The following is a 22607-nucleotide window of genomic DNA, read 5'->3' as shown; positions in this document are numbered from 1 at the left end:
CTCACCCGCTACTTGACTCCGGCCCCCGCCGGCATGCTGGGCGAAACCGGCACGCTGTCACGGCGTTGGTTACGGTGCTGCGGACGCTCGGCGCCGTAAGGAACGTCCTGGACCGCTCGGCCGAGGCTCATCTCGGCCAGCACCCCGGCGAGTTTCTGTTCAGCTCGCTGCCCCGGGCCGGACGCGTCAACGCTGCTTTCGCCAGCGTCGTTCCCGTCATCAAGGCATCCTGCCGGATGCGCGGAAGTTTCCTGCCGATGGGCCTGCAGCCCGCTGCGGCGCAGCACGACACTTCACGGCCGACCCGAGCTGGCTCAGGCTGTCTGAGGTTGACACAGGGGGTGGCCAGGACGCGGCATGTTCGGGCGTTCGCCGAGAGAGCCGGCCCGCTTCGCCGGTGGATCTTGATTATCCGGGCGGATCCTGCAGCGCTTCATGACGAGGGTTTCAGCGCTTCGCTCTCGAACGCCTGCCAATCGTCGACGTAGGCCGCGGCGGCAACCGGGTCCAGGGGCAGCCAGGCGCGGGCTTGGGCCAGATAACGCACGGCATCGGCGCTGGTTTCCCGCAGTGCGGCGACAACGGCGTCCGCGTTGTCGCCGAACGCCCGCAGGATCGCCGCGGCGTAGGCGAGGTAGCAGCGGAACTGGGTATAGACGATGGTGAGGTCGTCCGGGGCGTCGGTGGCCCAGCGAAGGGGTTTATAGGCCAGGAGGGCTGCGCTCTCCGCGGGGAGCCGGCGGGCGTTGAGGATGTGCCGGCGCAGCTGGATGGCCGGTCCGTCGAACCGGCCGGCCAGCCGCACCGACAAGGCATCAGTCACTGCGGCGAGGTCCGCGTTGATCATCTTACGGCTCAGGGTGGCGAGATCCTTCTCACGGTGTGCGACGCTGAAGTCGTACAACTCCCTGGCTGTGCGGTTCAGGTCCCGGGGCAGGCCGCCGGACATCGTGTGACACAACCACACGAACGGCTCGGGAAGGGCCGAGACCCGTTGAACGAGCAGTCGGCGGGTCTCGGCCAGCTCGAATCGGCCGACGGTGACCACGGTATCGAACGCCGAGTCGAAGGCGTTGCGGACCGTCAGCGATCGGCGGGAGAAGCCGGCGAGCGCGTCGTCGGACACTGCCACCAGAAAGAAGCAGTTCTCGACGCCGAAGAGAGCCTTGAGGTCGTTGAGGATCCGTTCGGCCTCCGCTGCGGATGCGATCTTGTCGAGTTCGTCGACGCAGACGAGCACACGACGCCGGCGGGCGAGGCGGGACAGGAAGGTTCGGAACTCGTCGACAAGTTCGGGCAGCGTCTTGACCTGCGCGGCCTGGGCCATAGCGAACGAGCCGCCGAGCTCGGCCATGGCCGGCGGCTTGATCGCGGCGCTGCGGGTGACTGTCTTGGTGACCACGAACCTCAGACCGGCGAGGCGCTGCCGGGCTTCGGCCGCGAGGTCGTCGTCCGGCTCCCGGCGTGCGGTGTCCGCCCGGTGCCAGCCGACCAGCCCGACGGCGGTGACCGCCAGCCCGGCGGCCATCGCCACCGTCCGCCAGTTCGGCGGCACCCAGTGCACGGCGGCGACCAACGCGGGCCATTGCCAGGTCACCGCCATGCCGATCACCCCGGTCACCGACGCCAGTAGCCACGGCCATCCCCTGCGACGCCGCCATGGTTCGGGCGCGGTGGCCAGCACGCTGGTGCACACCGTCGAGTAGAGGTGCACGAGGAAGTCTCGCGACCCGTAGTTCGTCGGTGCCGGTACGACGAGGGCCAGATCGTCGCGGTCGGCGCCGAAGCGCAGTTCGCCGAACATCTTGAGCACGGTGCTCTTGCCCGAACCACGCGGCCCGCTGATCCCGATCGCGCCGCGGGTCATGGACTTCATCGTGCGGACAAGCCGGTTGCTGATGTCGGTTGGGACGTACTGGGCGACGTCGGTGATCTCACCGAGCTTCCGGACGTCGGCGTCGGGGAGTTCCCGGTCGAAGGAGCGTTTCCGGATCCGGTTCAGCCGCTCGGCCACCAGCGGTGCCGCCCCGCGTTCGACCATGGCGGCGAGCCAGGCGTCGAGCGCAGCTTCAGCGTCAGTGCGAGCGCTTTCCGTCCGGGTGGTCAAGCCGTTCGACGGCCAGTCGGCGGGACTGTCGGAATGCACCTTCGCCGCGAGCGACCGCAGTCGCGCGGTCAGTCCCCAGACAAGCCAGGAAGTCACGCCGGCCAACGCGGCCGGCCAGGTCAGGACGATCGGCGTTATCAATGGCAGAGGCTGGACCCGCAGGAAGAACGTGGACACCAGCGCGATGCCGCTGCCAGGCAGTATGCTCGCAGCCGACGTGCGAAGCTTCGGATCGGGCGATCGTCGCAGTATCCAGCGCGCCAGTGCGGTCAGCACCGCCGAGCCGAAGATCACTCCGGCTGCATTCGTCCAGCCCAGGCCGAAGCGGTCGAGCACGAACATGGCGGCCGCGAACGACGCGGCGAAGGATCCCGCGCCCGGAAGCTTCCGGATGATTTCCTCGATCTCGACCGCTGCGTCAACCGGGACTATGAGCACCGACTCTGCATATCGGCGCTTCGCGGTCGCGTAATTCTGCCGGGCGGCCGCCGTCGAGGCGAGGACCGCGGCCCGGTTTTCCTTGATGTCTTCGGCGATCCGGTCGACGAAGCTGCGATACTCGCCGAGATTGATTTGGCCTGCCACGTCGGCGTCGCGGCACGCCGCTTCGGCCATCCCGTGGCGCTTGGCCAGGACGAACTCGGCCGGATCCCAAGCCGACGGATAGGCCGGTTCGAGCTGCAGCTCCGCCAGGTGCTCTCGCACAGGCACGTCCCGGAAGACGAACAGACCACCTTCGCGGCGTACGAGCTCCGGTACGGCGGACAACGTCCCGACGACATCGTTGCCGCTGAGCCGGCCCGGCTTCAGTATCCACACCGCGATCTTGTAGCGAAAGTACGTGGACCCCGTCGTCATCAGCACAGCGGCCGCCAGCGGAGCCGTCAGCAGAACTCCGCTGACGACGACCAAGTCGGACGTTCCGGCCCACGTTACATTCGCGAAAAAGGCGGCCGCCATGGCCAGGAAGATGCGGAGGAAAGCCGGCGCGCGGTCCTGCGCCAGTACCCGGGCGGGCGCGTCAAGCAGAGTTTCATCGCCGCGTTCGACAACCAGTGTCCGTTGTACTCCGATGACACCCACGCAGAGTCCGGTGAGGACGGCTCCGATCAGGCCCGCCCAGTGCAATCCGGCCACGACTGCCGCGACGCCGCTTGCCAGGCCCGCACCCGTGCCTCCGATGAGCCAGGCCGTCGAAGCGCGGCGCCACCGGGACCACTCCACTGCTTCCGGGAGCCGGGGCCGGGTCAGCGAAGACAACGCCATCGCCAGGACGATCGCGACCACCCCGGCGACCACGGCGCCGGCCCACAGCGGCAGCTTCGGCACCGCCGCCCACACGGCCAGCGCAGTGAAGCCCCCGGTGGCAACCGCTGCCGCCGTCGTGAAGCCGAGGAACATCGAGTGGGGTACAGAGTCCGCGAGGCGCCACCACGCGACACGCCCGTCTTCCGCGCCCGCCGCGAACTGTGCCACGCCACGGAGCAGGAGCAGCCTCGAAGTATCTAGCTCGGCGACCAAATGCCGCTCGATCGCCCGCTGATCCGGAAAGAAACTCCGATCCAGCAGCAGGGCCGGGTCGTGGCGGTCCTCCTCGTGCACGGCGAAGAACAGCTCGCGGCCCACCGGGTCGTCGAGTAACGCGGCCAACGGAGCGGCGGGATCGGCACTTACGGCATCAGCGATCTCCGGCCAGCGGCGGAGACGGCTCGACGCCGGCAAAGGACTCAGGTGTGCGATCGGAAGATCCTTGGCAACCGTGGCGGACCGGCTGGTCAGCAGCATCGGGAACGCGAACGTTCGCACAGCCGCCAGGAATTCCTCCCGCAACCCCGCGGCCAGTTCGTCCACGCTCTCGACGAGCGGGTACACCAGACCGGCGTTGACCAGCGACCACGCCGTCGTGTGCGTGAGCGCGAACCTGTCGGCCAGGGATCGGCAGATCCACGACTCGAGGGAGCGACCGGCTCGCCAGGTCTCCAGCGGGACCCGAACCGCGACCGGGTCGCCGGGCTTACGGGTCCACGACGACACGAGCTGGAACTGCTCGACCAGGACGGACTCACCCGCGCCCCAGGGTGCGACGACGACAAAGGTAGTGGCACGGCGATCGAGGAAATGGTGCAACGACGGGGTGAACTCGACATCGTCCGGTATCCGGCCGCCGACGACCTTGATGGCCAACCGGTCCGCTGCCAGGGCGATCTCGGCGCGGCCAGGCCGCGCGGCCGCATCGGTGGCGGGCCCGTATCCCTCGGTCACATTCAGAACGGTCGCCGCCGCGGTACGAACCGTGACACCCGCGGTTCGCACCGCAACCGACTTGTGACCGGTCGACCCGCTGCTCGAGCGGCCCTCGCGGTGGTCAGCTCAGCGTCAGCCGTCCGCCCGGCGACGGAGTGGCGGCCTCGCCGTCAACGGAAGCCGACTGGACGACCGCGGAGTCCGTTGCTCGCAGACAATCGGGCGTTAGAGGTAGTCGCCGACGTCGCCGACGCGGGCCAGCCACGCGCCGGTGTGCATGCCGAGGCCGTGCATGAGCGCCGCGGTGAGGATCATCGAGGGTTCGTTGGGCATGACGGATCTCCACGCTGTCGAGGGAAGCCGCCGGACCCGGTGGCACTGCCGACGCTGGGTTCGCGCCGCCGCCGCGGCCAGCGGCCCCTTCTGGCGGCCGGTGTCAGCGCGGCTTACCTCGAACCGCCGCATCAGTCCTGCAGCATGCCCACGTCGTGGAACCGGGCGACCGCGCGGTTGTACCGGGCGAACGACTCCCCGATCACCTGCAGCTCGTCCTCCGGCACGCCGGTGAACATCGTCGCCAGGTTCTGGCGGCGGCGGTCGTGGACCCGCTGGGCCCGCCCGCGCCCCTCCTCGGTGGCCGTGATGATGCTCCGGCGGCGGTCTTCCGCGGCCGGGGTGCGGTCCACCAGGCCCGCCGTGGTCATCACCGACACCTGACGGCCCACCGTCGACGGGTCGAGACCGAGCTTCGCGGCGAGGGTCGTGATGTCCGCCGGGCCGGTCGCCTCGAGCGTGCGCAGCAGCAGGTACCCCGCGCGGTCGAGCTCGTCGTAGATGTCGGTGCGGCGGCTGAGCAGCTCGAAGTTGCGCACCATGACCGCGGTGTGGGCCTCGATGAGGTCGAGCGCGTCCATGGTCAGAACCTACCTTCCGGCCGATTGCCCGGCGCCGGACGTTATCGGTACCATACCGGTAATTGTCGGCATGATACCGACATTCGGTTCGACAGGAGGAGACCTCACTCGGATGGGACACGCGGTTCACCGGATCAGGGACAAGGTGCTCGGCTCGGACCCGGGACTGACCCGCCTGCGCAGCGCCGTTTCCGCGGCCGTCGCGATGACCACCGGACTGGGGGTCGAGTACGTCTTCGCCGAGCTGACCGGCGCCGGCGCCCAGTCCACCCTGGTCGCCGTCCTGCTCGGCGCGATCACCGCGATGATGGGCTCGATGGCCCTGAGCGGCACGGCGGCGTGGCCGAAGGTGCGCACCGCGGCGCTGTTCCCTGTCGCGATGGGACTCGGGATGGCGGCCGGCATCGCCGTCGCGCCGCACACCGACCTGATGCTCGCGGTCTTCGTCGTGGTGATGTTCGCCGCCGTGTTCGTCCGGCGGTTCGGGATCCCGTTCTTCTTCTACGGCTTCATGGTCTGGATGGGCTACTTCTTCGCGGCGTTCCTGCACGCGACGCTCGACGGGCTGCCCGCGATGCTCATCGCCGTCGTCATCGCGAGCGCTTGGGTCCTGCTGCTGTCGCTGACCGTGCTGCGTGACAACCCCGCCCGCACGCTCTCCCGCACCCGCCGCGCGTTCGGCGCCCGGGCCCGCGCGGTCGCCCGGCTCTGCGCGAACCTCCTGGACAGCGGGCCGGACGAGCGGCTCGTACGCCGCGTCCACGCCGCGCAGACGCGGCTCGCCGAGTCGGCGCTGATGATCGAGGCCTGGTCGGCCGAGGTGCCGGTGCTGCCCGGCGACGTCTCCGCGGCGTCGGTCCGGCGGACGACGATGGACGCGCAGCTCGCGATCGACCTGCTCGTCACCGCGTGCACGCAGCCGGAGACCCGGCCGGACCTGGCCGCCGAAGCGGCGCGGGTGCTGGACCTGTTCGCCCGCAACGACTACCCGGCCGCCGGACGGGCCGCCGAGACACTCCTCGGGCGGGCCGGGACCGCGCCGGTGCGGCTGGTCGCCGTGGCGGTCACCGACTACCTCGCCGTGGTCCGCCGCGCCGACCGGGACGGCCTCGCCGACACCGGCGACTTCGAGCCCGCGGTGACGATCGCGATGGGCGCCCTGCCCGGCTCGGCCGCCGCGGCGGGCGACGTCGAACCACGCGGCGGCGCATGGAACCCGTTGCGCCGCTTGGATCTCACGACGCGGCAGGCGGTCCAGGTGGCGGTCGCGGGCGGGCTGGCGATCGTGCTCGGCCGGCTGCTGTCGGAGCAGCGGTACTACTGGGCCGTGATCGCCGCGTTTGTCGCCTTCACCGGCACGGCGACGCGCTCGGAGGTGTTCCTCAAGTCGGTCAACCGCGTGGCAGGCACGCTGGTCGGGCTCGGCGCCGGGATCGCGCTCGCCCACCTGACGGCCGGGCACACCGCGGCCGTGCTCGCGGTGATCGTCGGCAGCATGTTCTGCGGGTTCTACCTGCAGCGGCTGTCGTACGCGTACATGATCTTCTTCGTCACGATCATGGTGAGCCAGCTCTACAGCGTGCTCAACGAGTTCTCCCCCGGCCTGCTGGTGCTGCGGCTGGAGGAGACGGCGATCGGCGCGGCCGTCGGGGTCGCGGTCGGCCTGGTGCTGACGCCGCTGAGCACGCGCGACACCGTTCGCACCGCCCACCGCGCCCTCGCGCGCACGCTGGCGGAGCTGCTGGAAACCGTCGCCGACCGCATCGAAGGGCACGCGGGCACCCCGGACCTGGACGCCCGCGCGCGCGTCCTGGACAACGACCTGCGCCAGCTGCGGCTGGTGGCCGCGCCGCTGGTGGCCGCGGTGCCCTGGGGCGGCGGGTCCCGCACCACGCGGCACCGGCTGACGCTGGCCGCCACGCTGGTCCAGCACACCCGGCGGCTGGTCACCGCGCTGCGCCGCGGCCGCGTCACCGACCGGTCGCTGGCCGGGCCCGCCCGGGCGCTGGCGGCGGTCGCGGCGGAGGTCGCCGACCCCGGCGAGACGGACCTGCCGACGCTGCTGGACCTGGGCGAAGCCGCCCTATCCCGGCACTGCTCCTCTCACGACGAGCCGGTGCTGCTCGAGCTGCTGCACCTGCGCCGGCTGCTGCACGAGATCGCCACCGGCGACGAACCGGGCCAGCTCGCCGAGCCCCCCGCGCCGTGTGTCACGCGGATCTCCGGCCGGGTCCACGGCGCGACCGGCTCGACGCTCCCGGGCGCGACCCTGACGCTGGTCGACGCCCACGGCCGTCAAGCCGCCCGGGCGACGTCGGCCGCGTCACCCAGGAACCGCGCGCCGGCCGAAAGGAACGGCACGAGCACCGGACGCGGCACCCGGCCGAACCACGGTTCGGTCCCCAGCCCCTTCAACGCCGTGACCATCGCCGACGTCGTCCGCCCGGCCGCGATCTCCCTTTCGTAGCGCGGGATCCAGCCGGTCGGCGCCGACCCGCGCACCGACAGCGGCGGCTCGTACAGCGCGATCCGGTCGATCGACGGCGTCTCGAGGGCAGTCCGCAGGGTGACGAGCCCGCCGGAGCTCAGGCCGAAGACGCGGGTCGCCCCGGTCGCCGCGGCCACGGCCTGGAGGTCTTCGACCTCACGCCGGACGCCGAAGCCCGCGCCGTACGGACCGCTGAGCCCGCGGCCGCGCCGGTCGAGCACGTGGACGGTGAACACGTCCGCCAGCACCGCGGCGAGGTCCATCAGGTGCTGGGCCGCCTTCATCCCGCCGTGCACCAGGAGCACAGCGGGCCCGCGACCCAGGGTCCGGTAGCCGATGACCGTGCCGTCGGCCGAAGCAGCCGTCTCCGTGCGGTAGTCCCGCATGGGTCCCCCAATCTGTGTACGCCGATCGCAGTTTCCCGAGGCTAGCCAACTGGGTACACTGATCGCAATAACGTCGAGGAGCCGCCGATGCCCGAAGCCGCCGTCCGGCCCCCGATCTGGCTGCGTCCCGAACGCGGCACGCGCGGGCCGCGTCCCGCGCACAGCCGCGCCGACCTCGCCGACGCCGCGATCCGGCTGGCCGACGCCGAAGGGATCGAAGCGGTGTCCCTGCGCCGGGTCGCCGGCGAGCTGGGCACCGGCCCGACCGCGCTGTACCGGTACGTGGACACCAAGGACGAGCTGTTCGAGTTGATGGTCGACCGCGCGATGGGCGAGCGCGAACCCCCGGCCCGCACCGGCGACCGGCAGGCCGACCTGCGGGCCGTCGCCGAAGCGCACCGCGCGCTCGTGCTGGCGCACCCGTGGCTGGCCGCCCTCCCGATGTCCCGGCCGGTGCTGGGCCCGAACGGCCTGTCCTGGCTGGAGGCGACCTACGCGGCAGCCGCCGCGCCGGACCTCGGGCCCGACGAGGTGCTGGCCCAGGTCGGCACGCTGCTGACGTTCGTCCGCGGGCACGTCGGCACCGAACTGGCCGAGCGGGAGGCGAGCCGGCGCTCCAGCCAGGACATGCCGGCGTGGCTGGCGGCGCAGGCCCGGTACGGCGAAACGATCATCGGCAGCGGGAACTATCCGCACCTGAGCCGGATCATGCTCGAAGCCGAGACACCGCACGCCGAGGACCGCTCCGAACGGACGTTCCGGCGAGGGCTGGAGCACGTGCTCGCCGGGCTGCGCGCGGACCGGGCTTAGCGGGCGCCGCTCGTCAGAACACCAGGTCGGGGTCTTCGGCCACCGAACGCAGGGCAGTGTCGCTGCCGGGCGGCAAGCCGCCTTCGACCAGCACTGCGGTCAGGGCGACCGTGCCGTCACCGGGATCCTCGACGCGGCTTCGGACCGCGCCGAACTCCGCCAGGGTCGCGCGTTCGGGCTCACCAGCGTCGGCGCGGTCCGGGACGTTGAGGTTCAGCACCGTCCCGGCCGGCGCCTTCGCGAGGCGGTCGAACAGCCCGGAAGCGACGACGACCTCCCAGCCGTGCGCCCGCGCGCCTCGGGCTTCGACGCGCTGCCGGCACTTCTCCTCCATCTCACGCTCACTCTGCGCCGCGACGAGGATCTGGGCCGGTTCCCACTTCCTGGACGCGCGGGCCAGGACGCGTTGCCACCCCTAAAGTCCTGCAACCATGACGTCCGAACCCGATCCGAAGCCGTCGCCTCGCCTCAGCGCGGACTGGGCCGCCGTGGCCGTCGCGGCCGTGGTGGTGCTGCTGGCCACGCTCGGCCTGCTGCCGACGATCACCTTCCTGGTCAAATGACGACGCCCGCGGAGACCACCACCGGCCGCGGTGGACTGACGGCGATCCCCGTCCTGCGGTACGTGCCCGGCCTCTTGCTGCTCGTCGGCGTCGGCATCGTGGGAACGCTGGCGCAGAACGGGGTGCGCAGCATCGGCAAAGCGACCGGCACGGCCTTGCCCGACATCGAGTACGTGTTGTGGGCGATCGTCCTCGGGCTGGTCATCCGCAACACGATCGGCGTCCCGGCCGTGTTCCGCCCGGGCGTGGCCACCTACGAGTTCTGGCTGAAGATCGGCATCGTGCTGCTCGGCGCCCGGTTCGTGCTGGGCGACCTGGCCAAGCTCGGCGGCCTGAGCCTCGGGCTGATCCTCGTCGACATGGCCGTCGCCACGACGGTGATCCTTTTGGTGGGCAAGGCTTTCGGGCTCGGCGGGAAGCTGTCGTCGCTGCTGGCCATCGGCACGTCGATCTGCGGGGTCTCCGCGATCATCGCCGGCCGCGGCTCGATCGACGCCGACGACGAGGACTCCGGGTACGCCATCGCCGCGATCCTCGCCCTCGGCGCCGTCGCCCTCTTCACCTTCCCGCTGATCGGGCACGCGCTGAACCTCTCCGACACGCAGTTCGGGCTGTGGGCGGGCCTGGCCGTCGACAACACCGCCGAGACGACGGCGACCGGCGCCGCCTACTCCCCGCACGCCCAGGACGTCGCGGTCGCGGTGAAGAGCACCCGCAACGCCCTGATCGGCCTGGTCGTCCTGGGGTACGCGGCGTACTGGTCCACCCGGGGCGGCAAGGCCGTCGCGAGCGGGCTGAAGGGCCGCGCGGGTTTCGTCTGGCGCACGTTCCCGAAGTTCGTGCTCGGGTTCGTCGTCGTGTCCGCGCTGGCCACGGCGCACGTGTTCACCAAGGCCGAGGTCACCAGCCTCGGCAACCTGTCGAAGTGGGCGTTCCTGCTGTGCTTCGCCGGTGTCGGCCTGAACTTCGACCTCCGCCAGATGGCCCGCAGCGGCTTCCGGCCCCTCGTGGTCGCGGCCCTCGGCCTGGTCGTCGTGGCGGCGTGCTCACTCGGCCTGGTGCTGCTGACGTCCCAGTGGATCAGCTTCTAGGGCCCGGTACCCGAGCCGGCCCCGGGTCGTGGCGAGCAGGATCGCCGCGGCGACGGTCGAGGAGACCAGCAGGACGTGGCTCGCGTTGGCCTCCCGCGCCGCCGGGAAGATCTCGGTCCACGCGACGGAGAAGAAGTTGTTCACGCTCGTGTGCAGGATCATCGCCAGCGGCAGGCTCTGGCCGGTGCGGTTGAAGACCCACGTCATCACGATGCTGAAGGCCACGGCGGACGCGACGAACTCGATCGGGGTGTACCAGCCGACGTCCGCGCCCGCCCAGTCCGTCAAGAACAGCGGCAGGTGCCAGGCGCCCCACAGCACCCCGAGGACCAGGGTGCCGCGCAGCGGCCCGAACCGCGGCTGCATGTGGGGCAGGGCGAAGTCGCGCCAGCCGGGCTCTTCGGCCAGTCCGGTGGTGATCAGCTGGAACACGAGCGCGGGCAGGTAGGCCAGCAGCACCGCCCCGGAGGGGAAGTGGATGTCGGTGCCGTACAACGGGATGCTCGTGACGACCAGGGCCACCGGGACCCCCAGGATGATCACCGCGTACCAGCGCCAGTTCACCCGCCACTTCAGCAGCCGCCCGGCCCAGCGCCGGAGCCCGGGCCGGCCTTCGGCGACCGCCGTGACGACGAACGCCGACAGGATGGGCCCGAGGTAGGCGCCGGGCAGCACACCCAGCACCTGGGTGGTGCCCAGCAGCACCGGGAAGTCGAACGGCGCGAGTCCCAGGCCGCTTTCCGAGAGGATGTACGGGATCCAGGCGAGCCAGCTCAGCGCGAACGCCAGGGTGAAGAAGCTGCGCAGCGGGTGCCGGGCGATGACGCCTCGCGCGGCGGAGTGGACCTTCTCGTCGGGAAGTACCACGGGGTTTTCCTTTCGCTTCAAGGGTTCGGTCAGCGGCAGAGGGCGTCGTCGACGACCTTCGCGACGTGCTCGGCCTGGTCGATCCGCTGAGGCAGGGCGGTAACCGCCACGGTGGCCGCGCGGCCGTCTTCGGTGACGCCGTCGAGGACCTCGAAGCCGAAGATGGTGCCGCCGTGGCCCCACATCACTCCCCCGCAGCTCAGCGGCGTGCTGACCAGAGCGAGGCCGTAGCCCGAGCCGGGCGGCAAGCCCGGCGCTTCGACCGTCGTGCGCATCTGGGCGAGCTGCGCGGGCGGGAGGAGCCGGCCGCCGAGCACCGCGCGGTAGAAGGCGTTGAGGTCACTGGGCGTCGACACCATCTGACCGGCGGCGCCGGCCCACGACCCGTCGAGCTCGGTGACGTCGAGCGGCGCGCCGTCCGGCCCCGGGTGGTAACCGTGCGGGTGCCGCTCTCGGATCTTCTCCTCACCGACGGCCGGGAAGTAGGTGTGCCGCAGCCCGGCCGGCCGGATGACGCGCTGGGTGAGGACCTCGGCGAGCGGACGGCCGGAGACCTTCTCGAGGAGCAGGCCCGCGACGATGTAGTTGGTGTTGCTGTAGGACCAGCCGGTGCCGGGCGCGAACGTCGCGGGCTTGGTCAGCGCCAGGTCGAGCAGGGTGCGCGCACTCATGTACACGTGCTGGAACGCCGTGACGTCCGGGCCGAGCAGGTCGGTGTACTCGGGCAGGCCGCTGGTGTGCTGCAGCAGCTGCCGCACCGTGATCGCGGTCCCGCCGATCCCCTGTCCTCGCAGCAGGTTCGGCAGGTACCGCTCGATCGGCGCGTCCAGGTCGATCTTCCCCTCGCCGACGAGCTGCAGCACGGCCACCGCCGTGAACGTCTTGGTGTTGCTGCCGATCCGCACCTGGCCGTCCACCGGCACCGGCGTCTTCGTGGTGAGGTCGCCGAGACCGGCGGTGTAGGAGCGGGTGCGGCCGCCGCGGTCCCGCACGGCGGCGAGTGCGCCGGGGAAACCGTCGGCGCGCACCAGGGTGTCGAGGTCGTTCTGCACGACGTCGTGGGAAGGGCGGTCGCCGCCGGTCGACGCAGCGGCGGTGGTGGTCGCTCCGGCCGCGAGTGCGCACAGGGCGACGAGCGTGCCGGCCGTTTTCACGGCCCGGCCGGCGGGCGACGGGGACTGGGTGGTGGGCGGACGGCGCATCGGTGCTCTCCTGGGGTTCGGGCCCGGCCGGTGCTCCGGCGAGCGGTGCCCCGAATCCTGCGAGAACCGGGCCGGCACGGACATCCCGCCAGTGACCGGCTCGGGGGTGGAGCCGGCTCCACCCCCGCAGGCCCCTCCGTGGGATGGTTCGCGCCCACGGGCGCCCCCTAACCTGGGCGGCGACCCGGCCCCGTCCACCAGGAGAGCGCTCACCGTGACCGAACCCGCGACCCCGCGGCCGAAGCTGCGCGCGTGGCGGTTCCTCGCCGTCACCGCGGGCACCGGCCTGCTGGCCCTGCTCCTCTTCCTCGGCCTGTTCGTGACGGTCGCGCTGGTCGTCACGCTGCCGCTGTTCCCGTCCGTGGTGCACGGCGCCGGGCGGCTCGCGGACGCCGAACGCCGCCGGGTCGGCCGGTTCCTCCGCACGCCGGTCCCCGCGCCGCCCGCCGTCGAGGGCGGGTTCGTCGCGGTGGCCGGGAGCCCGCAGACGCGCCGGAACCTGCGGTGGCTCGCCCTGCAGGCCACCGCCGGGCTGCTGGCGGGCATGGTGGCGATCGGCGCGGTGACCGGGACGCTCGAAAACCTCGTCGTCGCCGCGGTCTGGCCGCTCTTCCCCGGCGTCTCGACCACGCTCGATCTCGCGGTGGACTCCTGGGGCGGCGCGGGCTGGGCGGTGCTCACCGCGGCCGGGTACGCGGCCCTGCTGCTGCTCGTGCCGTCGCTGGCCCGGTGGTACGCGCGGTTCAGCGCGGACAAGCTCGCGCCGCCCCGGGCTTCCCTCGTCGAACGCCTCGCCGAGGTCACCGCGACCCGGGCGGCCGCGCTCGAAGCGCACGGCACCGAGCTGCGGCGCATCGAGCGCAGCCTCCACGACGGCACGCAGAACCGGCTCGTCGCGGTCGTGATGCACCTGGGCATGGTCGAGCGGGCGCTGCACCGCGACCCGGCCACGGCCCTGCCGCTGGTGCTCACCGCCCAGACCGCCGCCACCGACGCGCTCGCCGAGCTGCGGGAGGTCGTCCGCGCCATCTACCCGCCGGTGCTCGCCGCGCGCGGGCTGTCCGGCGCGGTGGCTTCGCTGGTGTCGCACTGCGCCATCCCGTGCGAGCTCGACGAGCGGCCGCTGCCGCGCCTGCCCGCCGCGGTCGAAGCGGCCGCCTACTTCGTCGTCGCCGAAACCCTGACCAACGCCGTCAAGCACAGCGGGGCTCAGCAGATCACCGTGAGCCTGCGCGCCGAGGACGACCGCGTCGTCCTCGAAATCACCGACGACGGCCACGGCGGCGCGGACGAGGCGGGCGGCAGCGGCCTGGCCGGGATCCGCCACCGCGTCGCCGCGTTCGACGGGGTGACCCGGCTGGACAGCCCGCCCGGCGGACCCACCGCGGTGCACGTGGAGATCCCTGCGGGACCATGACCCGGTGCGCATCGTGATCGCCGAGGACGACGCCCTCCTGCGGGAGGGCCTGACCCACCTGCTGCGGGCCGAAGGCATCGAGGTCGTCGCGGCCGTCGACAACGCCGAAGACCTGCTGGAAGCCCTGGCCGGCGACCTGCCGGACGTCGCCGTGGTCGACGTCCGGATGCCGCCGACGTTCCGCGACGAAGGCCTGCGCGCCGCCGTCGAGGCCCGGCGGCGCTGGCCCGGCCTGGCCGTGCTCGTGCTGTCCGCGCACGTCGAAGAGGGGTTCGCCACCGAGCTGCTCGCCGACGGCACCGGCGGGGTCGGTTACCTGCTGAAGGAGCGCGTCGGGAAGGTCACCGACTTCCTCGACGCCCTCGAACGGGTCGCCGCCGGCGGCACCGCGATGGACCCCGAAGTCGTCGCCCGGCTGCTGGTGCGCCGCCGCGCCGACGACCCGTTGCAGGCGCTGACCCCCCGCGAGCGCGAGGTGCTGGAGCTGATGGCCGAGGGCCACGCGAACAGCACCATCGGCAAGCTCCTGGTGGTCAGCGACGGCGCGGTGCACAAGCACGTCGGCAACATCTTCGCGAAGCTGGGCCTGCCGGCCTCCGACGCCGGCCACCGGCGGGTGCTGGCCGTCCTGGCCTACCTCAAGGCTTGACCCGCAGCAGCGCGTGCGCGCACGCGTCGACGACGAACGTCTCCCACCACTGCGGGCTCCACCCGCGCGCGCTGAGCACTAGGAACATCTCCAGGCCCGACAGCGCGCAGAGGATGTCGACGGCTTCGTCGACCGGCACGCGCAGCGCGGCCAGGCCGTCGAGCTGTCCGGCGAGCACGCCGCGGCCGTAAGCCGTCCACAGCTCGAGGACCCGCCGCGGGTCCCGCTCGGCGCGCGCTTCCTCGAGCCAAGGCCGCTCGAGCATGCCGACCGGCGCGTCATCGCCGACCACGGCCAGGTCGACGGCTTCCTTGAGCACCGTGCGCTTGTTGCCGAAGTGGAAGTACACCGTCTGCACGGCCACTTCCGCGCGCACGGCGATGTCTTCGAGCTTCGTGGCCGCATAGCCGTTCGCGACGAACAGCTCGCTCGCCGCCTCGACGATGCGCTGCGGCACGATCCCGCGCGCGCCAAGGCGATGTCCGGCTTCGACGCCCTGGCGCTGCTCGTCCCGGCCCGGGCGGACGTCGAGGCGTGGAAGGCCGCGCTGGACGCGGCGGCGGCCGCGTCCTGGTCGGCCTGCACGACCCCGACGGTGTCGAAATCCGGCTCTACGCGGACTGAAGGAGAACCAGATGCCCACCACGGCGCCACCGTCGGCTGGACGGACACCGGAAGCGGGGAGGTCACGCTGCTCGTGCACGCCGGCGTCTTCGGCGCGTGGTTCGACCCGCTCGCCGAGCGCCTGCCCGGCCGCGTGATCCGGTTGCTGCGCGCGGGATACACCGAAGGAGACGTCCCGCCCGGCCCGATCGGCATGGCCGGCCACGCGGCCCACGCCGCCGCCGTGCTCGATCTCCTGGACATCCCGTCGGCGACCGTCGTCGGCCATTCGTCCGGCTCGGTGATCGCGCTCCAGCTGGCGCTCGACCGGCCCGAAGCAGGCGCCCTGCTCGGACCGGCGCTGGGCGCGGCCATGGCCGCCGCTGGGCGCGGTGACGTGCCGGCGGCGTTCGACGCCTTCATGGCCGCCGTCTGCGGTCCCGGCTATCGCGCGCTGCTCACCGACGTCCTGGGCCCGGCCGGGCTCAGTCGCGCGGAACGTGACGCGGTTTTCTTCTTCAGCAACGAAATCCCGGCGATGAGCCTCTGGCCACCGAGCGACCTGGCCCGGGTCACCGCACCGGTTCTCCTGGTGCAGGGCGGCGAAAGCCCGGCGGTGACCCACCGGCTGGTCGCCCGCCGAACTCGCGGCCCTCGTCCCGGCCCGGGATCGGGCCGGGCACCGCTGACCGGCCGCGGTCAGCCGACGGCCTGCGGTCCGATCATCGCGTTCACGTCGATCGGGCGCGGGATGGCGCCGAGCTGCAGCAGCAGGTCCGGAACCCGCTGCAGGCGCCGCGAATCCAGGCTCGAGCCGTAGCCCGGCAGGGTGAGCAGCTTGGCGGTGTCCTCGTCGATCTTGGCGAACCGCACGAGCAGCGGCTCGACCTTGGCGCGGTCGTTCGTGGCCGCGTGGGTGGCTTTCTGCATCGCCCGCTGGAACGCGGCGAGGGTCTTCGGGTGCTCCCGCACCCACGTCTTCGTCGCGCCGTAGCCGGTGAGCGGGAAGTCCTGCGTGGCACCGGTGTTGATGTCGATCACCGGGATCGCGCCGGCCGTCTTGGCGGCCTGCGTGACGTAGGGCTCGGGCAGGTAGGCCGCGTCGGCCTCACCCTGCTGCAGCGCCGCGGCGATGTTCGGCAGCGGGATCAGGACCCATTTCACCTTGCCGAAGTCCACGCCGTGGTCCTGCATCACCGACCGGGTCAGCAGATCCGAAGCGGTGTTCTTGGCCGTGATCGCGATCTTCTTGCCTGCCAGGTCCTGAATCGTTTTCACCGGCGAATTCGGCACCGTGACGATCGCATTGGACTTCGCGTTGACCGACGTCGCGTCGGCGACCAGCTGCATGTCGGCGGCGCCGGTGCTGCGGGCGATGAAGAACGGCGGGTAGGTCGAGAACGCGATATCGGCCTCTCCCGAGATCGCCTTCGTCAGCGAGGCCTGGCCGCTCGCCGCGACCACGGAGTCGACGCTGAGACCTTCGGCTTTGAAGTAGCCTTCGTCCTGGGCCAGCCAGAACGGCGCGAGGTCCGTGGTCGGCAGGATCGAGACCTTCAGCGTCGGCTTTTCCAGACCGCTGCCGCTCGCCGCCGCGTTCGAGGCGTTCATGCCGAGCGCGCCGCAGCCGGTGGCGGCCATGACGGCGGCGACGGCGAGCCCGATGGCGGCGCGGCGAGGAAGAACCCGATCACTGTTACTGGCGATTCCCGGCAAGGCCTGCTCCTTAGGCGAAAAGTGCCGATGGGTGGACCGAATCAAGCTGGCCACTGTAGGCACCGTCACATCGGCTGACAATGCGATCATGTTCCACGAAACCGGGAGTTCACCAAGATGACAGCGCGAATCCTTGATCCACGATCTCCATTCGGGCGTTCGGGAGCGAGATCTTTTTACGAATCTGCGTGTCGAAAGAACTGCCGCCGACGATTTCCCGGAAAGCGGCCACCGGGATCGCGGGATCGAGCGGAACGGGGCCCCGCCACACCGGCTTCGGTGCTACGGCGCCCTGGGGGCTACCGTGAAAGCCCTTACAACCGAAGGGTGGTCGAGGAGTGGGCCGAGTCCGGACGACGCCGGCATCCGGCCGCGCCGACGACCTGGCCGCGCTCGTCCGGCTGTCCACCGGTCCCGACGCGGTGCGCGCGATCCTCGGCCGGCTCGCCGAGCGGACCGGCGGCTCGGTGGCCCTGCTCGGCGCCGGCGGCCGGGTGCTGGCCGCGCCGCCCGGCCGCCCGCGTCCCGCGGTCCCCGCCGCGGTCGTCACCGCGTTGGCCGGCATGCGCCGCCGGGGAACGCTTTCCGCGGTCCTCGACGACGAAGCGGGCACCCTCGACCTCGTCCGCGTCGGCACGGCGGACGATCCGCCGCACCTGATGGTCGCGGACCCCTCGGCGCGCCCGCACGGTGTCCTGCTCACCGACGCCGCCCGGGTACTGGACCTCTGCCTGCGGCTGGAAGAGGCCGAGCACACCCGCGGCCGGGTCGCCGTGGCGATGGCGCACAGCCGCGAAGCCGTGCTGCACCTGCTCATCGTCGGCAGTGTCGCGGCCGCGCAACGGATCGCCGGGACCCTCGGGCCGCGGCTGGCCGAGCTTTCCCGCGTCTACGTCGTCGAGTGCCCGGGCGGGCGGCGCCACCGCGTCGCCGACCGGATCGAGCGTTTCGCGCGGGGGCGGGCGTGGATCGTGCCGTGCCCGGTCCAGCCCCACCACCTGATCGCGCTCGTGCCGGCCGAGGGCGACCGCCGCGCGGACCGGTCCCTGGGCCGGTTGATCGCCGAACACGCCCCGGAAGCCCGGATCGGCGCGAGTGAGGAAATGCCGCTGCGCGAGACCGCGATCGGCTACGAGCAGGCGTTCCACGCCCTGGCGGTGGCCCGCGGGGTGCCCGGCGGGTTCGCCCGGTTCGACCGGCAGACCGACCTCACGCCGTTCCTCGGCGGCTCCGGATACGCTTGGGCGGCGGGGTTCCTGACGCCGTGCCTGTCCTACACCCCCGCGCGGCGGGCCGATCCCGGCGCCGAGGAGCTCCTGGCGACGCTGACCTCATGGCTCACCTTTGGCAGCGGCGCGAGCCGGCACCTCAAGGTCCACCGCAACACCCTCGCGGCCCGCGTCCGCCTGCTCGACGAGCTGCTCGGCGTCGACCTCACCCGGGTTCCCGACCAGTCGGCCGCGTGGCTCGCGCTGCGGTTGCACGCCCGGCAACCCACCGCGGCCGGGGCGGACCGGCCGAGCACCCTCGACGCGCTGCTGGCGACCCCGGCGGCGGTGGTCTGGGCCCGTTCCCAAGTCCGTCCGCTGGAACCCGCCGGCCTCGAGACGGTGCGGGCCTGGCTGCGCTCCGACACCCGGCTCCCGGCCACCGCGGCGGCCCTCGCCATCTCCGCGCCGGCCGCGCGCAAGCGGCTGACCCGGATCGAGCAGGCGCTCGGGCGGTCCCTGCTGCACCTGCCCAGCGCCAAACACGAGCTGTGGCTGGCTTTGCGGGCGCTCGGCTCGCTCTAACCCGCGTCACTGGTCACCGGGAAACCGCGGCGGCTCCTCACTGTGCACTCTGCGACTCGCCGCGAAACGCGTCAGGCGGCTAGGTTTGCCCCGGGAAGCACCGTGACGGTACCTGGGGGATCGTCACGGTGCTTCTCCCGATGCCTGTGGTGGCCCGGAGTTCAGCCCGCGGGCTCGCCGAACCAGCGGGCGAGGTGCCCGTTCAGCTCCTGCCGGTCCTCGCCGATCCACGCGACATGCCCGTCGGGGCGCAGCAGGACGGCCGGAACATCCAGTGCCGCAGCAGGATCCGCGATGAGGTCGACGCGGTCCGCCCAGCCTTCGACCGTCAGCCGTTCGGTGCGGTCGAGCACCAGGCCGCGGCCCCGGCGCAGCCGGTCGTAGAGGCGGCCCTGCTTCAGCTCGACGTCGGGCATGCGTCGGCCGAGCAGGTCCGGGCCCGCGCCGAAGTCGTAGCGGACGCCGATCGCGGTGATCTTCTCGATCAGGTGCCGGTTCACGACGTCGAAGTCCATCAGTTCGGTGAGCAGCTTGCGCACGGCCCGCGGGCCCGGTTCGGCCGACGCCAGCTCAACCTGGGCGCGGGTGTTGTCCAGGACGGCTTCGGCGACCGGATGACGCTCGGCGTGATAGGTGTCCAGCAGGCCTTCCGGCGCCCAGCCGTGGATCCGCCCGGCCAGCTTCCAGCCGAGGTTGACCGCGTCCTGCATCCCCAGGTTGAGGCCCTGCCCGCCGGCGGGCGGGTGGATGTGCGCCGCGTCGCCGGCGAGGAGGACCCGCCCGACCCGGTACCGCTCGGCCAGCCGGGTGGCGTCACCGAAGCGGGACAGCCAGCGTGGCGAGTGCACCCCGAAGTCCGTGCCGGCGATGGCGCGCAGCGCTTCCTTGAAGTCTTCGAGCGTGGGTGGCTCCGCGCGATCCTCCGTGACTCCCGCGGCGGGGACCACGACACGGTAGACGTCTCCGCCGAAGGGCCCGAGGCTGAACGTCCTGTGCCGCTCCCGGATTTCGGCCACCATCGCGGTGTTCTCCTCCGGCGGCACCGCCACTTCCAGCTCGCCCATCAGCGTGTCGTTCCGCGAGGGCTCGCCGGGAAAGCCGACGCCGAGCAGCTTGCGCACCGTGCTGCGCGCGCCGTCGCAGCCGACGAGATAGCGCGACCGCAGCCGCTCCCCGCCGGCCAGCTCGACGGTCACCCCCTCGTCGTCCTGCTCGAGCCCGGCCACGGCACAGCCGCGCCGGATCTGGGCGCCCAGTTCGGTCGCGTGCTCCGCCAGCAGCCGGTCGACAACCGGTTGCGGAATGCCCAGCAGACAAGCGGAACCGAGGTCCGCGGGCGCCGGTTTGGCGATGGCGGCGAACACCCCGCCGACCGGCCGCTGCCGGCCGCGTTCGAGGAACCGGTCCAGCAGCCCGCGCATCGCCATCAGCTCGAGACTGCGCACGTGCAGGCTGACCACACGCACGAACGACGAGGTGGGCTCGAGTTCCTTCTCCAGCACCAGCACCCGCACGTCGTGCAGCCGCAGCTCGGCCGCCAGCATGGCGCCGGCCGGCCCGCACCCGGCAATGATCACATCGAACATGAACCACCCGTTTCCGCAGGTCCTGTCATCGGCGGCCCACTGTCCGGCACCCCGGGTCCGGCCGCAACCGATATACGGGTTCGGCTCGGGCTCAGCCCCGGCCTGCGGGTCGGACGCGGCCGCGGACCTCACCGAAACCGATGCGGCCGCCGTTCGCGCCCGGGGCCGTGCCCGTGATCACGACCTCGTCGCCGTCCAGGAGGAAGCTGCGCTCCTCCCCCTTCACCGTGAGCGGTTCCTTGCCGCCCCAGCTCAGCTCCAGGAACGCGCCGCGCTGATGCTTCTCCGGGCCGGAGATCGTGCCCGAGCCGTACAGGTCGCCGGTGCGGGACGACGCGCCGTTGACCGTCAGGTGGGCCAGCATCTGCGCCGGCGACCAGTACATCTCGCGGTACGGCGGCCGGCTGACCTCCTCGCCGTTCCACTCGACGACCAGCTCGACGTCGAGCCCCCACGGCGAGCTCTCCCGCAGGTAGGGCAGCGGTTCCGGGTCCTGGCCGGGCAGCGGGATCCGCGCCGCCTCCAGCGCCAGGACCGGGACCACCCACGCGGAGATCGACGTCGCGAAGCTCTTGCCCAGGTTCGGGCCCAGCGGCACGTACTCCCACGCCTGGATGTCGCGCGCCGACCAGTCGTTGAGCAGCACCGCGCCGAAGACGTGCCGGGCGAAGTCGTCCGGGGCGATCGGGGTGTTCAGCGGCGTGCCGGTGCCGACGACAAAACCCAGCTCCGCCTCGATGTCCAGGCGGGTGCTCGGGCCGAACACCGGCGCCGGGTCGCCCTTGCGCTGGCCGCTCGGGCGCACGATGTCCGTGCCGGAGACGAGCACCGTCCCGGCGCGGCCGTGGTAGCCGACCGGGAGGTGCTTCCAGTTGGGCAGCAACGGTTCCGCGTCCGGGCGGAACAGCCGTCCGACGTTGGACGCATGGTGTTCGGAGGCGTAGAAGTCGACGTAGTCCGCGACCTCGATCGGCAGGTGCATCGCGACCGCGTGGATGGGGTGCACGGCGGCGTCCGGGACGTCTCCGGCGACGAGCGCGGTGATCCGCTCCCGGACGGCGACCCAGCTGTCGTGTCCCTGCGCCATGAACGGGTTCAGTGACGACGCGGCGAAGACGTCGTCGCCCAGCGCGAGGGCGAGATCGACCACGGAGTCGCCGACGCGGACGCCGACCCGCGGGGTGTCACCGCCCACGGAGAACACGCCGTAGGGCAGGTTGTCGGTCCCGAACGGCGAGCCGGCGGGGATGTCGATCGTGGTCATGCCTCTCCTCGGGGCAGCAGGCCGAGCTCGGCCAGCTCGGTCAGGGGGTCGCTGACGCTGCAGGTGCCGAACGAGGTGAAGCGCGCCCGGGCGGCGGCCACGTCCAGGTCACGAACCCGTTGGGCGACAACAGATCCGTCCCGCTCGGCGAGCAGGGCTTCGGCGTCTTCGGGAGCACCGGCGGCCAGCAGCAGGTTGAGGAACCCGTGCTGCTCGAACCCGGTCTCGGGATCGGTGTTGCGCAGCGCGTGGTGCAGGCCGGCAGTGGCCTTGAACGGGACGCCGGCCGCGACGGCGGCCCGGATCGCGGCGGCCAGCTCGGCCTCGTCGGGGTACAGCTCGGCGCGGACACCGCCGGTCCGGAACTTGGCCCGGTGGGGCGTCCCGGCCAGCGCTTCCAGCAGGGGGACGCGCCGGTCGTCCCGCGGGATCTCGACGTACACCGGGACGGTGGCGGGCGCGATCGCGGTGAGCACCTCGCCGGGGCCCATCCCGTCCGGCACGGCGATCTCCAGCGCCCGCAGGTCGACCGGCAGCGCCGGGACGGCGTCGAGCACCCCGGCCAGCTGCGCAGGCCCGCCGGGCAGCGTCACCGCGAGCGGCAGCGGCGTCTCCCGCGACCCGAGCACGTCCTTCAGCGCCGCGAGCGCCGGAGCGGCGACCACCAGCGGGCCGACGAGGTCGGTGTACCAGGCCGTCCGGTACCGGTCGTGCGCGGCGACGGCGTCCGGCAGCGGCGCGAGCCCGGGCGGGAAGACCGCGGCGTCGTCGCACAGCCCGGCGAAGACGGCGGGGATCATGCCGCCGGCCCGGTGGTCTTCGGGACGGTCTGCGCCATGGTCGTCTCCTCCTCGGCCGAACTAGTTCACCCTTTTACTATCTTCTGGGCAGCGTAGTCCCCGTCCCC

17 protein-coding genes and 2 pseudogenes are annotated in these 22607 nt (G+C 72.1%); 8 read left to right on the top strand and 11 right to left on the bottom strand.

Annotation, left to right across the window (positions count from 1 at the left end):
* Positions 1–433: 433 nt before the first annotated feature.
* Complete coding sequence (locus tag ACZ63E_RS28455) at positions 434–4369, bottom strand: hypothetical protein (RefSeq protein WP_465339174.1); 3936 nt, start codon at positions 4367–4369, stop codon at positions 434–436.
* Positions 4370–4815: 446 nt separating this feature from the next.
* Entirely contained in the window at positions 4816–5265 is a 450-nt protein-coding gene (locus ACZ63E_RS28450) for a MarR family winged helix-turn-helix transcriptional regulator (protein WP_465339173.1), read from the bottom strand.
* Between ACZ63E_RS28450 and ACZ63E_RS28445 the strand changes: the two are divergent.
* Positions 5186–7351 (top strand): annotated as a pseudogene (locus tag ACZ63E_RS28445) (FUSC family protein); the annotation flags it as partial. The gene ACZ63E_RS28450 and the pseudogene ACZ63E_RS28445 overlap by 80 nt on opposite strands.
* Positions 7352–7560: 209 nt before the next feature.
* Here ACZ63E_RS28445 and ACZ63E_RS28440 read toward each other — a convergent pair.
* Complete coding sequence (locus tag ACZ63E_RS28440) at positions 7561–8139, bottom strand: alpha/beta fold hydrolase (protein ID WP_465339172.1); 579 nt, start codon at positions 8137–8139, stop codon at positions 7561–7563.
* An 87-nt stretch (positions 8140–8226) separates the two neighbouring features.
* Between ACZ63E_RS28440 and ACZ63E_RS28435 the strand changes: the two genes are divergently transcribed.
* Positions 8227–8949 (top strand): TetR/AcrR family transcriptional regulator, encoded by a 723-nt coding sequence (locus ACZ63E_RS28435; protein ID WP_465339171.1) that lies wholly within the window; start codon positions 8227–8229, stop codon positions 8947–8949.
* A gap of 13 nt (positions 8950–8962) precedes the next feature.
* On the opposite strand, the gene ACZ63E_RS28430 is transcribed toward ACZ63E_RS28435, so the two are convergent.
* Positions 8963–9283 carry a hypothetical protein gene (locus ACZ63E_RS28430; protein ID WP_465339170.1) on the bottom strand — a complete coding sequence of 107 codons (321 nt, stop codon included), beginning with the start codon at positions 9281–9283 and terminating at the stop codon, positions 8963–8965.
* Between the two features lie 97 nt (positions 9284–9380).
* On the opposite strand from ACZ63E_RS28430, the gene ACZ63E_RS28425 reads away from it, so the two are divergent.
* Entirely contained in the window at positions 9381–9512 is a 132-nt protein-coding gene (locus tag ACZ63E_RS28425) for a hypothetical protein (protein ID WP_465339169.1), read from the top strand.
* Positions 9509–10603, top strand: a complete 1095-nt coding sequence (locus ACZ63E_RS28420) for a YeiH family protein (RefSeq protein WP_465339168.1) — start codon at positions 9509–9511, stop codon at positions 10601–10603. Before ACZ63E_RS28425 ends, ACZ63E_RS28420 begins: the two co-directional genes overlap by 4 nt.
* Here the strand turns inward: ACZ63E_RS28420 and ACZ63E_RS28415 are convergent.
* Entirely contained in the window at positions 10559–11470 is a 912-nt protein-coding gene (locus ACZ63E_RS28415; RefSeq protein ID WP_465339167.1) for a CPBP family intramembrane glutamic endopeptidase, read from the bottom strand. The genes ACZ63E_RS28420 and ACZ63E_RS28415 overlap by 45 nt on opposite strands.
* Positions 11471–11499: 29 nt before the next feature.
* The gene (locus tag ACZ63E_RS28410) at positions 11500–12672 is read right to left on the bottom strand and encodes a serine hydrolase domain-containing protein (protein WP_465339166.1); all 1173 of its coding nucleotides are present in this window, start codon (positions 12670–12672) and stop codon (positions 11500–11502) included.
* Positions 12673–12886: 214 nt separating this feature from the next.
* On the opposite strand from ACZ63E_RS28410, the gene ACZ63E_RS28405 reads away from it, so the two are divergent.
* Both ACZ63E_RS28405 and ACZ63E_RS28400 read left to right on the top strand, forming a co-directional pair.
* Complete coding sequence (locus ACZ63E_RS28405) at positions 12887–14089, top strand: sensor histidine kinase (RefSeq protein WP_465339165.1); 1203 nt, start codon at positions 12887–12889, stop codon at positions 14087–14089.
* A 4-nt stretch (positions 14090–14093) separates the two neighbouring features.
* Positions 14094–14738, top strand: coding sequence for a response regulator (locus tag ACZ63E_RS28400; RefSeq protein ID WP_465311806.1), 645 nt, complete (start codon positions 14094–14096; stop codon positions 14736–14738).
* Here ACZ63E_RS28400 and ACZ63E_RS28395 read toward each other — a convergent pair.
* Positions 14728–15195 carry a helix-turn-helix domain-containing protein gene (locus ACZ63E_RS28395; RefSeq protein ID WP_465339164.1) on the bottom strand — a complete coding sequence of 156 codons (468 nt, stop codon included), beginning with the start codon at positions 15193–15195 and terminating at the stop codon, positions 14728–14730. The genes ACZ63E_RS28400 and ACZ63E_RS28395 overlap by 11 nt on opposite strands.
* A gap of 21 nt (positions 15196–15216) precedes the next feature.
* Between ACZ63E_RS28395 and ACZ63E_RS28390 the strand changes: the two are divergent.
* Positions 15217–15669: pseudogene (locus tag ACZ63E_RS28390) on the top strand (alpha/beta fold hydrolase); the annotation flags it as partial.
* Between the two features lie 371 nt (positions 15670–16040).
* Here ACZ63E_RS28390 and ACZ63E_RS28385 read toward each other — a convergent pair.
* Positions 16041–17057 carry an ABC transporter substrate-binding protein gene (locus ACZ63E_RS28385; protein ID WP_465339163.1) on the bottom strand — a complete coding sequence of 339 codons (1017 nt, stop codon included), beginning with the start codon at positions 17055–17057 and terminating at the stop codon, positions 16041–16043.
* Between the two features lie 338 nt (positions 17058–17395).
* Here ACZ63E_RS28385 and ACZ63E_RS28380 point away from each other — a divergent pair, with 338 nt between their 5' ends.
* Complete coding sequence (locus ACZ63E_RS28380; RefSeq protein WP_465339162.1) at positions 17396–18850, top strand: PucR family transcriptional regulator; 1455 nt, start codon at positions 17396–17398, stop codon at positions 18848–18850.
* 161 nt (positions 18851–19011) lie between these two features.
* On the opposite strand, the gene rox is transcribed toward ACZ63E_RS28380, so the two are convergent.
* The 3 genes from rox to ACZ63E_RS28365 all read right to left on the bottom strand — a co-directional run bounded on the left by rox (position 19012) and on the right by ACZ63E_RS28365 (position 22500).
* The gene (gene rox / locus ACZ63E_RS28375; RefSeq protein WP_465339161.1) at positions 19012–20436 is read right to left on the bottom strand and encodes a rifampin monooxygenase; all 1425 of its coding nucleotides are present in this window, start codon (positions 20434–20436) and stop codon (positions 19012–19014) included.
* A gap of 91 nt (positions 20437–20527) precedes the next feature.
* A complete protein-coding gene (fahA, locus tag ACZ63E_RS28370; protein ID WP_465339160.1) occupies positions 20528–21700 on the bottom strand; it encodes a fumarylacetoacetase in 1173 nt (390 codons plus the stop codon).
* On the bottom strand, positions 21697–22500 hold the full coding sequence (locus ACZ63E_RS28365; protein ID WP_465339159.1) for a hypothetical protein: 804 nt from the start codon (positions 22498–22500) through the stop codon (positions 21697–21699). The genes fahA and ACZ63E_RS28365 overlap by 4 nt, the downstream gene beginning before the upstream one ends.
* Positions 22501–22607: the final 107 nt, after the last annotated feature.

The organism is Amycolatopsis sp. NPDC104819 (assembly GCF_055583145.1).
The sequence above is the reverse complement of the archived record's forward strand: the minus strand, read 5'-3'. Positions and strand labels throughout refer to the sequence as shown.

Excerpts from the sequence above, each read along its gene's own strand:
- ACZ63E_RS28450 (WP_465339173.1), bottom strand. The coding sequence starts at position 5,265 with ATGGACGCGCTCGACCTCATCGAGGCCCACACCGCGGTCATGGTGCGC.
- ACZ63E_RS28440 (WP_465339172.1), bottom strand. The coding sequence starts at position 8,139 with ATGCGGGACTACCGCACGGAGACGGCTGCTTCGGCCGACGGCACGGTC.
- ACZ63E_RS28435 (WP_465339171.1), top strand. The coding sequence starts at position 8,227 with ATGCCCGAAGCCGCCGTCCGGCCCCCGATCTGGCTGCGTCCCGAACGC.
- ACZ63E_RS28430 (WP_465339170.1), bottom strand. The coding sequence starts at position 9,283 with ATGGAGGAGAAGTGCCGGCAGCGCGTCGAAGCCCGAGGCGCGCGGGCG.
- ACZ63E_RS28425 (WP_465339169.1), top strand. The coding sequence starts at position 9,381 with ATGACGTCCGAACCCGATCCGAAGCCGTCGCCTCGCCTCAGCGCGGAC.
- ACZ63E_RS28420 (WP_465339168.1), top strand. The coding sequence starts at position 9,509 with ATGACGACGCCCGCGGAGACCACCACCGGCCGCGGTGGACTGACGGCG.
- ACZ63E_RS28410 (WP_465339166.1), bottom strand. The coding sequence starts at position 12,672 with ATGCGCCGTCCGCCCACCACCCAGTCCCCGTCGCCCGCCGGCCGGGCC.
- rox (WP_465339161.1), bottom strand. The coding sequence starts at position 20,436 with ATGTTCGATGTGATCATTGCCGGGTGCGGGCCGGCCGGCGCCATGCTG.
- fahA (WP_465339160.1), bottom strand. The coding sequence starts at position 21,700 with ATGACCACGATCGACATCCCCGCCGGCTCGCCGTTCGGGACCGACAAC.
- ACZ63E_RS28365 (WP_465339159.1), bottom strand. The coding sequence starts at position 22,500 with ATGATCCCCGCCGTCTTCGCCGGGCTGTGCGACGACGCCGCGGTCTTC.